A 446-nucleotide genomic window follows, 5' to 3' on the forward strand; every position below is an offset into this window, starting at 1 on the left:
CCGTCAGATTTAAGACCAATTGTATGATTACTCCCTGCCGCTATCGCTACAATATCACGCCAATCGCTTACATCGCATTGACCATGTTTATTATTACCCACAGCCGTCACCATGCCGTCAGATTTAAGACCAACGGTATGAAGATAACCCGCCGCTATCGCCACAATATTCCTCCAGCCACTTACATTGCATTGGTCATACCGATTATTACCCACAGTCGTCACAGTGCCGTCCAATTTAAGACCAATTGTATGCCAGTCACCCGCCGCCACCGCCACAATATCATGCCAACCGCTTACATTACATTCACCTTCTTTATTTCGCCCCACTGCTACCACCGTGCCATCCGATTTAAGACCAATGGTACGCCGCCAACCCGCCGCCACTGCTACAATATTATTCCAGTCGTTTACATCGCATTGGTTATGCTTATTCCAACCCACAGC

1 protein-coding gene is annotated in these 446 nt (G+C 48.0%); it reads right to left on the reverse strand.

What is annotated here, in order from left to right; all coding sequences use genetic code 11:
* Positions 1-446: RCC1 domain-containing protein (locus tag MR071_RS25135; RefSeq protein WP_472926936.1), on the reverse strand; the 446-nt coding region annotated here is incomplete at both ends.

It is taken from the genome of Bacillus cereus group sp. BfR-BA-01316, from assembly GCF_022664195.1.
Taxonomy (GTDB): domain Bacteria; phylum Bacillota; class Bacilli; order Bacillales; family Bacillaceae_G; genus Bacillus_A.